At 61.7% G+C, this 13,482-nt stretch carries 13 protein-coding genes; 8 read left to right on the top strand and 5 right to left on the bottom strand.

What is annotated here, in order from left to right; genetic code table 11:
- Nucleotides 1-3 precede the first annotated feature (3 nt).
- From dapE to J7302_RS21005, 3 genes are read left to right on the top strand one after another with little or no spacing between them, the layout of a single operon-like run.
- On the top strand, nt 4-1,152 hold the full coding sequence (gene dapE, locus J7302_RS21015) for a succinyl-diaminopimelate desuccinylase (protein ID WP_215379142.1): 1,149 nt from the start codon (nt 4-6) through the stop codon (nt 1,150-1,152).
- The gene (locus J7302_RS21010) at nt 1,146-1,949 is read left to right on the top strand and encodes a putative RNA methyltransferase (RefSeq protein ID WP_215379139.1); all 804 of its coding nucleotides are present in this window, start codon (nt 1,146-1,148) and stop codon (nt 1,947-1,949) included. Before dapE ends, J7302_RS21010 begins: the two co-directional genes overlap by 7 nt.
- Before the next feature lie 10 nt (nt 1,950-1,959).
- Nucleotides 1,960-2,331, top strand: a complete 372-nt coding sequence (locus tag J7302_RS21005; protein WP_215379136.1) for a hypothetical protein — start codon at nt 1,960-1,962, stop codon at nt 2,329-2,331.
- Between the two features lie 135 nt (nt 2,332-2,466).
- On the opposite strand, the gene J7302_RS21000 is transcribed toward J7302_RS21005, so the two are convergent.
- The 5 genes from J7302_RS21000 to J7302_RS20980 form a co-directional block, all read right to left on the bottom strand.
- A complete protein-coding gene (locus J7302_RS21000; RefSeq protein ID WP_215379133.1) occupies nt 2,467-2,676 on the bottom strand; it encodes a cold-shock protein in 210 nt (69 codons plus the stop codon).
- Nucleotides 2,677-3,002: 326 nt separating this feature from the next.
- Nucleotides 3,003-3,992, bottom strand: a complete 990-nt coding sequence (locus J7302_RS20995; RefSeq protein ID WP_215379130.1) for a DUF4340 domain-containing protein — start codon at nt 3,990-3,992, stop codon at nt 3,003-3,005.
- A 9-nt stretch (nt 3,993-4,001) separates the two neighbouring features.
- Entirely contained in the window at nt 4,002-5,837 is a 1,836-nt protein-coding gene (locus J7302_RS20990; RefSeq protein ID WP_215379126.1) for a GldG family protein, read from the bottom strand.
- A gap of 2 nt (nt 5,838-5,839) precedes the next feature.
- Nucleotides 5,840-6,574, bottom strand: a complete 735-nt coding sequence (locus tag J7302_RS20985) for an ABC transporter permease subunit (RefSeq protein ID WP_215379123.1) — start codon at nt 6,572-6,574, stop codon at nt 5,840-5,842.
- A complete protein-coding gene (locus J7302_RS20980; RefSeq protein WP_215379120.1) occupies nt 6,571-7,494 on the bottom strand; it encodes an ABC transporter ATP-binding protein in 924 nt (307 codons plus the stop codon). The genes J7302_RS20985 and J7302_RS20980 overlap by 4 nt, the downstream gene beginning before the upstream one ends.
- A 233-nt stretch (nt 7,495-7,727) precedes the next feature.
- Here J7302_RS20980 and plsB point away from each other — a divergent pair, with 233 nt between their 5' ends.
- The 5 genes from plsB (at nt 7,728) to J7302_RS20955 (ending at nt 13,100) form a co-directional block, all read left to right on the top strand.
- On the top strand, nt 7,728-10,220 hold the full coding sequence (gene plsB / locus J7302_RS20975) for a glycerol-3-phosphate 1-O-acyltransferase PlsB (RefSeq protein ID WP_215379117.1): 2,493 nt from the start codon (nt 7,728-7,730) through the stop codon (nt 10,218-10,220).
- Nucleotides 10,221-10,362: 142 nt separating this feature from the next.
- Nucleotides 10,363-10,629 carry a hypothetical protein gene (locus J7302_RS20970; protein WP_215379113.1) on the top strand — a complete coding sequence of 89 codons (267 nt, stop codon included), beginning with the start codon at nt 10,363-10,365 and terminating at the stop codon, nt 10,627-10,629.
- Nucleotides 10,626-11,861, top strand: coding sequence for a hypothetical protein (locus tag J7302_RS20965; RefSeq protein WP_215379110.1), 1,236 nt, complete (start codon nt 10,626-10,628; stop codon nt 11,859-11,861). The genes J7302_RS20970 and J7302_RS20965 overlap by 4 nt, the downstream gene beginning before the upstream one ends.
- A 133-nt stretch (nt 11,862-11,994) precedes the next feature.
- The gene (locus J7302_RS20960; RefSeq protein ID WP_215379107.1) at nt 11,995-12,393 is read left to right on the top strand and encodes a YbaY family lipoprotein; all 399 of its coding nucleotides are present in this window, start codon (nt 11,995-11,997) and stop codon (nt 12,391-12,393) included.
- A 29-nt stretch (nt 12,394-12,422) separates the two neighbouring features.
- Nucleotides 12,423-13,100, top strand: a complete 678-nt coding sequence (locus J7302_RS20955) for a DUF4197 domain-containing protein (protein ID WP_215379104.1) — start codon at nt 12,423-12,425, stop codon at nt 13,098-13,100.
- Nucleotides 13,101-13,482 lie beyond the last annotated feature (382 nt).

Genomic DNA, 13,482 nt, shown 5'->3' with positions numbered 1-13,482 from the left:
TCCATGTCGTCCCTCTCCCCTACCCTCGAACTCGCCTGCGAGCTCATCCGCCGCCCATCGGTCACCCCGGTCGATGAAGGTTGTCAGGAATTGATGATGCGCCGGCTGGCCGACCTCGGCTTCCGAATCGAGCGCATGCGCATCGAGGACGTGGAGAATTTCTGGGCGATCCGTGGTGAGGAGGGCCCCGTGCTGTGCTTTGCCGGCCACACCGATGTGGTCCCTACCGGTCCGGTCCAGGCTTGGCAGCACCAGCCATTCGAGGCGCTGATCGACGAACACGGAATGCTCTGTGGCCGTGGCGCCGCCGATATGAAAGGCAGCCTGGCCGCGATGATCGTTGCCGTGGAGCGCTTCGTGGCCGAGCATCCGCAGCACAAGGGCGCGATTGCCTTCCTCATCACCAGCGACGAAGAGGGCCCGGCCCACCACGGCACCAAGGCCGTGGTCGAGCGCTTGGCTGCCCGAGGCGAGCGCCTGGACTGGTGCATTGTCGGCGAACCGTCCAGCACTTCGCTGGTGGGCGATGTGGTGAAGAACGGCCGACGCGGCTCCCTCGGCTGCAAACTCACCGTTCGCGGCGTGCAGGGCCACGTGGCCTATCCGCACCTGGCCAGGAACCCCATCCACCTCGCCGCCCCTGCGCTGGCGGAACTGGCGGCTGAGCACTGGGACGATGGCAACGCCTTCTTCCCGCCGACCAGCTTCCAGGTGTCCAACCTCAACTCGGGCACCGGCGCCACTAACGTCATCCCGGGCGATCTGATCGCCGTATTCAACTTCCGCTTTTCCACAGAATCCACGGTCGAGGGACTGCAGCGCCGCGTCGAGGCGATCCTCGACAAGCACGGCCTGGATTACCACCTGGAGTGGGCGCTCTCCGGCCTGCCCTTCCTGACCGAACCGGGCGAACTGCTGGATGCGGTTTCCGCCAGCATCAAGGCCATCACCGGCCGCGACACTACACCGTCCACCACCGGCGGCACCTCTGATGGCCGCTTTATCGCGACCCTGGGTACCCAGGTGGTCGAGCTGGGGCCAGTCAACGCAACCATCCACCAGGTCAACGAGCGGGTGCTGGCCAGCGACCTCGACGTGTTGACCGATATCTACCAGCAGACGCTGGTCCGGCTCCTGGCCCAATCATGCTGATCTGCCCCCTCTGCCAAGGCCCGCTCAGCGTCAGCGACAATGGCGTCGCATGCCCAGCGAACCACCGCTTCGACCGGGCTCGCCAGGGCTACTACAACCTGCTGCCGGTCCAGTACAAGAACAGCCGCGACCCTGGTGACAATGCAGCCATGGTCGAGGCCCGCCGCCGCTTCCTCGATGCCGGCCACTATGCACCACTGGCCAGCCGCCTGGCCGCTCTCGCGGCCGAGCGTGACCCCGAACGCTGGCTGGATATCGGCTGTGGTGAAGGCTATTACACCAGCCGGTTGGCCATGGCATTGCCAGCAACCGATGGCTACGCCCTGGATATCTCCCGCGAGGCCGTGAAGCGCGCCTGCCGCCGTGCACCGCAATTGCACTGGCTGGTGGCGAGCATGGCGCGTGTCCCCTTGGCGGACGCCAGCTGCCAACTGCTGGCCAGCGTGTTCAGTCCGCTGGACTGGCAGGAAGCCCTGCGCCTGCTCTCACCCGGCGGTGGCCTGCTACGCATGGGCCCGACTGGGACGCACCTGCTGGAACTGCGCGAAAAACTATACGATCAGGTTCGCGACTACGATGACCAGAAACACCTGGCGCAGATCCCCGCTGGGATGCGCCTGGCCCATAGCGAAACCCTCGAATACCGGCTCGAGCTGACCGAAGCCGAGGCTCGTGCCGACCTGCTGGCCATGACCCCGCACGGCTGGCGCGCCAACGCCGAGCGACGTGCAGCGGTTATTGCCGCCCCCTTCGAGGTTACGGTGTCCATTCGCTACGATTGGATCGAGAAAACATAGGGACTCCTCCATGCGCCAACCCGATATCGAGATCTACCTGAAGGATGCCGATCAGGAAGCCGTGACCAACTGGCTGAACGACGCTTTGGGCGCGTGCACGCCCTGGCAGCAGAAAGGCCAGACGTTCAAATGCCTGGCCGGCGACATTCCCGTCACCTGGTTACCCAAGGCCGTGGGTAAATGGCACAGCCTCTACTTCGAAAGCGATGCCTCGCCCTGGGAGGATGACCTAGGCTGCGCGCGCGCCGCTTTCACCGCATTGGGCGTAGAGATTCGCTGTGCACCGGGTGGCTGGCAGGAAGTGCAAGGCGAGGAAGATGCCGACCGCTGGATCAAAGTGAATGCGGAAGGCGAACAGGAAATACTCTGGCGGACTGACTAAGACAACGGCGGTAGGCCACGAGATGAGCTGGCGAAGCATTCGCGAATAAGCTCGCTCCAACATGAGCGGCCTTGACGCCTGCGCTAGCATGGAAAGCAAAAGGCCCGTCAGTGACGGGCCTTTTGTGTTCGAGTCTTAGACCTTGGAGACGTCTTCCGCCTGCAGGCCCTTTTGACCCTGGATTACGGAAAACTCTACCTTCTGGCCTTCCAGCAGAGAGCGATGACCCTCGCCACGGATAGCACGGTAGTGAACGAACACATCCGGACCGCTTTCGCGCTGAATGAAACCATAGCCCTTGGCGTCATTGAACCACTTGACGGTTCCTACCTCACGATCAGCCATTACTACTCTCTCCAACTCGCAATTTTATTGTTAGCCCCTCACCAGGGGTCTCGACAGTGCGGTAAAGACGTTCTTCTTGTTATATCCAACCCCGGCGTTTGCAAGCTTGGAGCGGGTATTCCGAATGGCGTTCTTTTTTTGACCGCGACCGGAGTATACGACAAGAGTTCGCGCTGAAAAGTACTTTTTTATGACATCGCGAAATAGCCATCCCACGCGGGCTGGACGCCCTTTTCCGGGGCTGCAGTGGCTCAGAACGGGGCGTTCCAGAATGCAGAAAGCCGGCCTCCAGGGCCGGCTTCCTTTGCAACTTCAAGTACTTGTAGCTACTTCTTGGCCAGCACGTCCTCGAGCTTTTTGGCGAGTGCCTGATACTGGAACGGCTCGATGCGATAGGCCCAGTCGGTCTTCCCCGGTACCAATTCGTCGCTCAACTTATGCTTGTCTTTGAGTACCAACCAATGCTGCTCACCCTGCAGGTAAACGACACCACTCAGTGCACCCGCATCGAAAGTCTGCACGCTGAACTCGAGCAGCGGCTTGCCCTTGAACTGCACCTGGGCCAAGGGGGCTGTGTCGGCAAACAGCAAGTCTGCGAAGAGGGTCGCCATGCCGTTTGCTGCCGCTTCGTACGCCAGGCTCCGCCCCTTCGGAAGCTGCTTGAGCTTCAGGTTGGGTTGGTCTGCCGCATCACGGAAAACCGTCAGCCGCGAACCGTTCGGGTAACGCACATCCACTTGCTGGATCGTGGCAAAGGGAACATTGGTCACCCGGCGGTCCAGCCAGCCCAGTTCGGAGGTCGGCAGTTTCAGGCTCTGATCGATGAGCCAGACCTGATCATCACCGTACAGACGGACCAGTTGACCACTCCCCTGCTTAGAGGGGTTGCCCACCAGCAGCTCCAGCGGCGGCTCGGTGCCTCTTTCGAGTTTGATGCGCGCGCCCCGTTCATCAGCACTACCCTTGTCTGCCAGGCCAACTCGGCCATGCAGTTGCGGGCTGGCGGTCTTGGCTTCCACCTTATTCGCCTCTGATAACCCAAGCAGCAATGTGCTGAGCAAATGGCCGGCTACCGGATAGTCCGCCTTGGCAGGCACCACCCAGCCATCGCCCGCACGCTGCAGACGGATACTGGGCAGCTCCGGAATCGCCACCTCCACCGCAGTCACATCGGCCAGCTTGCCTTGCAGGGCAGGCAGCAACAGCTCGCGGCTGACTCTGGCTGGCTGCGGACGGGTAGCCTCATGCTGAAAGTAGTACGCCGCACCCAGCCCAAGAACCAACAGGGTCAGGATGATCAAACCTTTGCGTCCCATGCGTCCTCCTCAAGCCTTGCGACGACGGCGCCAGAACCATAGCACCAGCACGCCCAGGGTCAGCAGCAGCGGCACCAGGGCGATGTTGATGAACTTCAGGGTACGGCCCAACTCTTCGATGCTGGAGTTCAGCTGGAAACGCACCTCACGCAGTTCCTTGCGGATACGCAGCTTCTCCTGAACGAACTGCTGCAGGGTGGCCTGCTGCTCCGGGGTCAGCTCCAGCGCCTTGGCCGGGTCCTGGCTTTGCTGCAGTGACGCCAGCTTCTGCTCGGTATCGGTCAAGCGTTGCTGCAGCACCTGCTCCTGTTCGCGGAACTTCACCTCGGCGTCACGCTGCAAGGCCTCCACTACCTCGAACGGACGGCTGAAGCGGCCCCGCGAGCGCACGCTGATCAACGCGTCGGAACCCGCCAGGTTGTCCAGCGAGTTGATGGTGAAGCCGGCGTTGTCAGCCCAGGGCTGCGGTACGCGCTGGCCGAAGAAGTCCTGCACCTGAACCCACATCCGATCGCTCAGCAAGTCGGTGTCGGCAACGGCAATCACGTTGATATTACTCGCCGATTTCAGACCATCCTTGCGGCCCTCGATCCCGTTGGGGAATGCAGTCTGTGCCGGACCGCTGATGCGTGCGGCAACGGTGTAGCGCTCACCGGTAGGTTCCAGTTCGCGGATCAGCGCCTCGGGATCCTCAAGCATGGCGAAACGCTGGGCCTCGAGCGGCATGCTGTACTCGGAGCTCTGGATCAGCGGGACGAACTGGGTCTTTGCCCCCTCCAGTGGTTGCAGGATGCCGGCGGTGGCAACGGTAATGTTCTCCAGACCAGCCGTGCTCACGTCGCCCTGGTCGAGGGAGGTACGCGGCAGGTTCAGCCAGGCAGCATGTCGGGCCGGTCGCTTGCCCTCCCCCATGCTGACCGACATGGCATTGGCGCCGTCACCTAGCACCTTGCCCGGCAACATCTGCAAACCCCAGGCTTTGAACAGGCTGTTGAGCTCAGACGACTTGTCGCCCGCCATCGCACCGGACATGTCCATGCCACGATCGGCTTCGCTCCAGGGATCGACGAACACCATCAGCTTGCCGCCGCGCATCACGAACTGGTCGATAGCGTACTGCGTCTGCTCCGGCAAGCCCTTGGGGTGCACCAACAGCAGCACCGAAACCTTCTCCGGGATCTGGTCGACATCCGCCTTCAGGCTCTCGATCTGGAACAGTTGGCGGATTTCCTCCATCACCATCCAGGGCGGGGTCGGCTGGCGGCTCATCATGTCGAAGCCGCCATTAAGCTGCAGTCCGGAAAGAACGCCGACCACCGGTCGCTCCGGCTTGGCCAGGCTCTGCACCAGCCGGCTCACCTCATATTCCAGGAACTCCTCCTGGTCCAGCGGGAAGAAGGGAATGACCTGGGTATCGTCCACGCTATTGGTGCCAGCCAGGCCGAAGTAGACCTGGTCGCCCCCTTGCTGGAGTGGGATGGCCTGCAGGCCGAACTCGGCCGCCTTGTCCTCCTCCTCGGAGAAGGGCTCCGGATCGACGATGTGCAGCTTGATCTTGCCGTCGGCCGCCTGTTCGTAGGCCTTGAGCATCTCCTCGACACGCTTGGCGTAATTTCGCAGCACCACCAGATCCTTGGCGGTCTTGTCGGAGTAGAAGAAGTACAGGTTGATCGGCTCGTCGAGCTCGCCGAGGATCCGCTTCGTGCCATCGGAGATGGTGTAAAGCTTCTGCTCGGTGAGGTCGATCCGCGCGTTGGTCAGGGTCAGCCCGGCGAGCATGTTGAACGCCAGGAAAGCCAGAGCGATGAGCAACAGCCCGGCACCGGAATACATCAGTCTTTTCATGTTCAGTCGGCCTTCTTCAGATCGACCACCACAGCGGTGGCAGCCAGCCAGGCGGCAATCAGGGTGACGAAATAGAGCAGGTCACGCAGGTCGATCACGCCCTTGCTGATGGCATCGAAGCGGGTCAGGAAACTCAGCGACGCCACAGCGTCCAGTAGCCATTGCGGCGCCCAGGCGCTAAAGGCGTCCAGTACCAGCGGGAAACCGCTGACGATGAACAGGAAGCACATGCTGACGGCGAGGATGAACGCGATCACCTGGTTCTTCGCCAGCGCCGACATGCAGGAGCCGATGGCCAGGTAGGCACCCGCCAGCAGCCAGCTGCCTATGTAGCCGGTGATGATCGCACCATTGTCCGGCTCGCCAAGATAGTTGACGGTGATCACCATCGGGAAAGTCAGCAGCAGCGCCAGACCCGCAAAGGCCCAAGCGGCGAGGAATTTGCCGGTAACTGCCTCGAAGCGGGTGATGGGCAGAGTCATCAGCAGTTCGATGGCCCCCGATTTGCGCTCCTCGGCCCACAGGCGCATGGCGATGGCCGGCACCAGGAACAGATAAAGCCAGGGATGGAAGTTGAAGAACGGTGCCAGGCTCGCCTGGCCGCTTTCATAAAAGCCCCCCAGGTAGAAGGTGAACACCCCGGACAGCACCAGGAAGATCACGATGAAGACATAGGCCAGCGGGGTAGCGAAGTAACTGGCCAACTCGCGTTTGAATATCACCGGCAACTGCATCATGCCGCCTCCCCCCGGGTCAGTCTGCGGAACACCTCATCGAGCCGGCCGCGCTCGACATCCAGCTCGGTCACCTTCCAGCCGCGTTCATGGATCAACCGGTTGACTTGCGGGAAGATCACTTCGCCCGGCTTGGCCAGGATGGTGATGCCACCCTCGATACGGTTTTCCTCGATCCCGGCAACACCTGGCAGCACCGCCAGCGCGAGCATGTCGAGGGGCTCGGCCGCCACCAGGGTCACCGCCTGGTGATAGCGCGAACGGCTCTCCAGTTCGAGCGGTGTGCCATCGGCCACCACCCGGCCGGTGGCGATCACCAGGGCACGGGAACAGACCGCAGTGACCTCCTCGAGGATGTGGGTGGAAATGATCACGATCTTGTCGTGGGCCAGGCTCTGAATCAGTTGGCGCACCTGATGTTTCTGATTCGGGTCGAGGCCGTCGGTGGGCTCGTCGAGGATCAGCACTCGCGGATCATGGAGAATCGCCTGAGCCAGGCCAACACGCCGCTTGAAGCCTTTGGAGAGCGTCTCGATGGACTGGTCCAAAACCTTTTCCAGCTCGACCTGTTCCACGGCCCGCTTGACCCGTGCCTTTTTCTCGGCACGCCGGAAACCACGAACCTCGGCGATGAACTCAAGGAAGCTGCGCACGGTCATGTCGCCATAGCAGGGCGCACCTTCCGGCAGGTAGCCAATCTCACGCTGGGCCTTCAAGGTCTGCGTGCGGATATCGAAACCGAATATGCTCGCCGTGCCGGACGTCGGCGCGAGGAACCCGGTCAGCATCTTCATGGTGGTGGACTTGCCCGCGCCGTTGGGGCCCAGGAACCCCAGCACTTCCCCCTGCTCGACGCGGAAGGACAAATTGTCCACGGCTGTGTGCTGCGCAAAGCGCTTGGTCAGATTTGTTATTTCGATCATGGCCTCTAATCCCGAAGGGAAAAGCCCCTTGGCCATGCTGGCCTCCGGGGCCTTGCAAACGCTGGCGGAATATAAGGAGTCCTGCCGAGGCAATGCAAGACAGTCGCTTGTCAGAAAGTTGCAGGAATATTCCGCAGTTGCTGGAGGGACTGCCGCTTTTTGCGACCCGACGGCGAATCCGGCACACTAGCCGTCCCGAGCAATCGCTCGTTTAACTCAATCTTCGATCTGTCATGACCCGCTCACCTTTCCGCCGTCTCGCCTTCGGCGCCCTGCGCCGCCTGCTCTATCTCTGGGTACGCTCGGAAACCATCAACCAGTCGGCCCTCGGCCTGAAACTCGATCGGAGCAAGCCGGTCCTCTACGTCCTGCAGCAGCCCTCCGCCAGTGACTTGGCAGTGATGGACCGGGAATGCACCAAGGCCGGACTGCCCCGCCCGGTACTTCCGGTCGCAGTGGGCGACCTGCTGGAGCCCGCAGCGTTCTTCTATCTGTCGCCAGAGCCCGGCTGGCTAGGTGGGCGGGACAAGCGCGGCGCTTCTCCCACGCTGGTGCGAGTGCTGGGTGCCATCCAGCGCCACGCAGTCGAGGATGCGCAGATCATTCCCGTCACGGTTTTCTGGGGACAGTCGCCTGATCGTGAAACCAGCCCATGGAAACTCCTGTTTGCCGACAGCTGGGCAGTCACCGGCCGCCTGCGCAAGCTGGTGAGCATCCTGATTCTCGGACGCAAGACACGCGTGCAGTTCTCAACGCCTATCCACCTGCGCGAGCTGATTGATCAGGGCAAGGGGCCGGAACGCACACTGCGCATGGTCCATCGCATCCTGCGCGTCCATTTCCGCAACCAGAAGACGGCAGTGATCGGCCCCGACCTCTCGCACCGGCGGAATCTGGTCAAAGGTCTGGTGCACGCGCCCCTTGTACGTCAGGCCATCGCCGACGAGGCCGAGCGCGAGAGGATCAGCCTGGCCAAAGCCGAAGCGCAGGCGCTGAAGTACGGCAATGAGATCGCTTCGGACTTCGCCTATACCGTCATCCGCTTCCTCGAAGTGGTGCTCTCCTGGTTCTGGAACAAGCTCTACGAGGGCATCAAGGTCAACCACATCGTGCAGGTCCAGGACATCGTCCAGGGCCATGAAGTCATCTACGTGCCCTGCCACCGCAGCCACATCGACTACCTGCTCCTTTCCTACCTGCTGTTCCGCAATGGACTGACCCCGCCACACATAGCCGCCGGGATCAACCTCAACATGCCCGTGATCGGCGGCCTGCTGCGCCGCGGCGGCGCCTTCTTCATGCGCCGTACCTTCAAGGGCAATCCGCTCTATACCGCCGTGTTCAACGAATACCTGCACACACTCTTCTACCGCGGCTTCCCAGTGGAGTATTTCGTCGAAGGCGGTCGCTCACGCACCGGCCGCATGCTGCACCCGAAAACCGGCATGCTGGCCATCACCCTGCGCAGCTTCCTGCGCTCCTCGCGCCTGCCGATCATTTTCGTGCCGGTCTACATCGGCTATGAGCGGGTGCTGGAAGGCCGGACCTATCTGGGCGAGTTGCGCGGAGCGAGCAAGAAAAAGGAGTCGATCTTCGACCTGTTCAAGGTCATCGGCGCTCTGAAGTTGCGCTTCGGCTCGGTGGCGGTCAACTTCGGCGAGCCGATCAAACTGGCCGAGTTCCTCGACCAGCAGCAACCCGACTGGCGGGCCGAGGACCTAGGCCCGCAATTCCGCCCTGCGTGGCTTAATGAAACCACCAGCCGCCTGGCCGTGCGCATCGCCCGTCACCTCAACGATGCGGCGGCAATCAACCCGGTCAACCTGGTGGCCCTGGCCCTGCTCTCCACCAGCAAACTGGCGTTGGACGAGAAGGCTTTGGCACGGGTACTCGACCTCTATCTCGCTCTGCTGCGGCAGGTCCCCTACTCACCGCATGCCACGCTCCCCGAAGGCGACGGCCAGGCCTTGATCGAATACGTGCGGAGCATGGACCTGCTGGCCGAGCAGAAGGACGCACTTGGACGGATTCTCTATCTGGACGAGCAGAACGCCGTCCTCATGACCTATTACCGCAACAACGTGCTGCACGTCTTTGCCCTGCCCGCCTTGCTGGCGAGCTTCTTCCAAAGCAGCGCACGGATGAGCCGCGAACAGATCCTGCGCTACACCCGTGCGCTTTACCCCTATCTGCAGGCCGAGCTGTTCATCCGCTGGGATGCCAGCGAGCTGGATGATGTCGTTGACCAGTGGCTGACAGCCTTCGTCGAGCAGGGCCTGCTCAAGATCGAAGGCGACGTCTACGTGCGCCCCGTCCCCAGCTCGCGGCAGTTCGTCCTGCTCACGCTGCTGGCACGCGCCATCGTCCAGACCCTGCAGCGTTTCTACATGGCTATTGCCCTGCTGCTCAATGCCGGACAGAACCAGCTCAGCGCCGAGGAGCTGGAAGACCTCTGCACCGTGATGGCCCAGCGCCTGTCGATCCTGCATGGGCTCAACGCCCCGGAGTTCTTCGACAAGAGCCTGTTCCGCCACTTCATTCAGACGATGCTCGACCAGCGCGTCCTGCGTCAGGACGAGGCCGGCAAGCTGGGTTACCACGAGCTGCTCGGCGAACTCGCCGAAGGTGCGGCGAAACGGGTGCTGCCTGCAGAGATCCGCCTGTCGATTCGCCAGGTCGCCCTTGACCGTCAACCTGAGGTCGAGAACCAGGCCAGCACCATCTGACTACGGCAGCCATTTCGGCTGCCGCTCCTCCCGGAACCTTCCCACAACTCAGCAAGAACCCAAGCCGAAAGCTGCTCAGTACCATTGAGCACCTCGCCGCCCCCTCATGAATGCGGCCAGTCACACGGTACGGAAGACTCCCATGCTGCTTAAAACCATCACAGTCGAGAACGATGCCCAGGAAGTGGTCAACGCCGCCGTCCTGTGCAGCTTCGCTATCCCCGAGATCGATCGGAACATTCTCGTCTATTCCCTCAACGAAGAAGGTCGCCACGGCACCGCCAAAGTCTATGTGGCCCGCGCCACCGCAAGCGAAAAGGGCTATCTGCTGGGCGCTCTGGAAAGCGAGTTGGAGTGGCAGTACGCCAAGCATGTCCTGAAGCAAATCACCCAGGGGGACGAATCGTGAGCGAAACGGAACTCATCAATTTCCACTTCATAGACCTGAAGGGCCCGATTGCCGGTCCGGACGAACAACCAGCCGACGTCAGCGAGCACCGTACGCTGTCGATCAGCAAAGGATCGATCCTCAAGCTGATTGCCAGCCGCGAAAGCACCAACATAGGCGATCCTGTGCCTGGGATGACGCCATCCCCAATCGACACACAGCTGGCCCCCCCGCCCCAATCAGGTCTCCTGACCGGCTCCGCCCTGGACGCGACCTACAGTTTGCCCACCATTTCCGCCCAAGCGAGCGGCGAATCGGAATCAAGCAAGGCCGCGGAGCCAGCACAGCAATTGGAAAACACACCCGAAACAGATCTCGAGGCCGACTTGACCGAGCAGGTCGCCCTCAATGAGTCCGAACAGGAACCAGCGGCATCCGAGCCCCAAGCCCAGGCCAGCCTGCCAGATCCCGAATCACCCACGGAAGCGCCAATCGTCGGGGCAGAAGCGGAAGCGCCTGCAGCCAGCGACCTGGAGACCCACGATCTGCTCAAACTACGCCCGCCAGCGGCCGACGCCTCGGCTGAGCCAGATCACGACGACACTGCTCCGGTCAAGGTTGCAGCGGAGCCGTTGCCGGTCCACATGACCGAGACCGACCTCGAGACTACCGCCGTCAGCGACACAGATAGCGTCCTGGGAGACGTGCAAGCCACCCTGAATTCCCTGGCGGACATGGCCAAGGGCTTGACCCAGCAGAAACTGGAGGCAGTGAAGCAACAGGAAAGCCTGGACCAGCGGAAATCGCACCTATGTGAGAAGGAGCGCCTACTCGCTGAAAAGGACGAGCAACTGCGCGCCCTGGAAACTCGCCTGCACCTCGAGGCGTCCGCTATCGAACGAGCAGCGGAAGACAACGCACGCGCCCTGTCCGAGCGAAGTGCAGCGCTCAAGGCACTGGCTGAAAACGTCGAGGCCCGGGACCGCAGTACCGCCAAGTTCGCGGAGAGCCTGCGCCAGGAGAAACTACGCTATGAGACCAAGGCCGAGCAGCTGCGGAAGCAGGCCGAGGCCCTGGACGATCGCGAGGCGTCACTAAACCGTAAGGAAGAAGAACTGGCAGAGAAGCTCAAGCAACTGATCAGCGCCAAGGACCGTTTCCGCAGCATCGTCAAGACGTTCAATGAGACCGTTCAGTTCAACAACACCCTCAATGCCATCTCCAGCACCGTGCTGGACGATACCTCGCTCTAAGCCGGCGGGCGGCCGCGTCGTCCCCTGGCGCGGCTGTCAACCGATCCCGTCGCAGCTTGTCTTTGGCCAGCGCAAATGGGCAATCGGCCTCTATAGTGAGTTCTATTCCGGTTCCCACATATGGAGTGACCCGATGAGAGCGATAGCCCTGGTTTTCGCCACGAGCCTGCTCACCGCCTGCGCCGGTCCCTCCGGCGAGCACATGCGCCAACTGCAGGGCGAAGTCTTCTACCTGCAACGCATGACCTTGCCAGTGGATGCCGTTCTCAGCGTAAGCCTGCAGGACGTTTCCCTCGCCGACGCCCCCTCTCTCGATCTGGCTCGCCAACAGGGGAAAGTAAATGGCCAGGTACCGCTATCTTTTCGCCTCGACTATGACCCAGCGCTGGTCGAACCGGGTCACAGCTACGCCGTGAGCGCGCTGATCGAACTTGAGGGCAAGCTGTTGTTCATCAGCACGGAGCGCCACTCCGTTAAACTGGACGGCAGCGACCCACAACCCCTGCGAATCAAGCTGGACCCCGTCCGCTAGTCGTAACCCACAGTCACAAGGATGCTGCCATGCTTCGAATCACCGCCCTTTGCGCCGGCCTTGCCTTCTCGGTCAGCGCCTTGGCCCTGTCGCTTGCCGACCTCAGCCAGCAGGACGCCTCCGGAGGGCTCAAGGATGCCCTGACCCAAGGCGCCAAGGTTGCCGTGCAGCAGCTTGGCCAACCCGGCGGTTTCAATGACAACCCTGAAGTCCGCATCGAGCTACCGGGCAAGCTCGGCAAGGCGGCCAAGACCATGAAGATGATGGGCATGGGCGCCCAGGTCGAACAGCTCGAAGCCACCATGAACAAGGCTGCCGAAGCCGCCGTTCCGCAAGCCCAGGTGTTGCTGGTGGATGCGGTGAAGAAGATGACCGTGCAGGATGCCAAGGGCATTCTCAGCGGCCCGGATGACGCAGCGACCCAGTACCTGAACAAGACCAGCCGTGACCAGCTTCGAGCCAAGTTCCTGCCGATCGTCAAACAGGCTACCGATCAGGTTGGCCTGGCCCAGCAGTACAACAGCTTTGCGGGCCAGGCGGCCAGCTTTGGCGTGGTCGACGCCAAGAGCGCGAACATCGAAAGCTACGTGACGGAACAAGCGCTGGATGGCCTGTTCAAGATAATTGCCGAACAAGAGGCGGGCATCCGCCAGAATCCGGCTGGTGCGGCGACCGGGCTGGCGAAAAAGGTGTTCGGGGCGCTGTAAGGAAGCCCCTGTCGTAAGAAAGCCCGGCACATTACGGTCATGCTGTTCACCTAAGAAAAAACGCCGCTTGGCCCTCAACGGACAAGCGGCGTTTTTGGGTTTGGCGCCATCAAAAACTGATTATCCCAAGTGTGTCTCCCAGCAGGAACGAGGGACGGTAGTTCGTTTTAGGAGCCAGCTTGCTTGCGAAAGCAAGGTTATGTTCGCGAGCAAGAACTCGGCGTCCCCCACTCCTACTGGGCCTTCAGCACAATGGCTGAAACCTCAACAGCTGATGCCGACATAGTCTGAATGAACACCATTACGACACATGGCCGAGCCATCTCATTGCGTGATGGGCTCATGCCCTCTTCCCTTACAAGCTCACCACCCGCACATCCCC

It is taken from the genome of Metapseudomonas boanensis, assembly GCF_018704125.1.
Classification (GTDB): domain Bacteria; phylum Pseudomonadota; class Gammaproteobacteria; order Pseudomonadales; family Pseudomonadaceae; genus Metapseudomonas; species Metapseudomonas boanensis.
Note: the sequence above shows the minus strand (reverse complement) of the source record. Positions and strands in the feature narration are given on the sequence as shown.